The 250-nt window shown below is 46.0% G+C and carries 1 protein-coding gene; it reads left to right on the top strand.

Features of this window, described 5'->3' with window-relative positions; all coding sequences use genetic code 11:
• Positions 1-250, top strand: a 250-nt coding sequence (locus SB658_RS26100; protein ID WP_410603388.1) for a DUF2334 domain-containing protein, incomplete at both ends; no start/stop codon positions are given.

A 250-nucleotide genomic window follows, 5' to 3' on the forward strand; every position in this document is an offset into this window, starting at 1 on the left:
CCAGCAAGTGACGAGAAAAAGCTGCTTGAACTTGGACAATACGTATCCGCACAGCATATTCCTTATCAGATTGCAGTGACCCCTGCTTGGATAAATCGGGCAACAGGTGATGAAGTCACACTGAGTGACCGCCCGAAACTTGTGAGTGTTTTAAAACAATTGCAAGAAAATGGAGCGAGTATCATTCTTCATGGCTTTAGCCGTACGTATCGAACGGAGGAATCTGGTCAGGGATTTGAGTTCTGGGATG

Source organism: Bacillus sp. SIMBA_008 (assembly GCF_046535495.1).
Lineage (GTDB): Bacteria > Bacillota > Bacilli > Bacillales > Bacillaceae > Bacillus > Bacillus subtilis.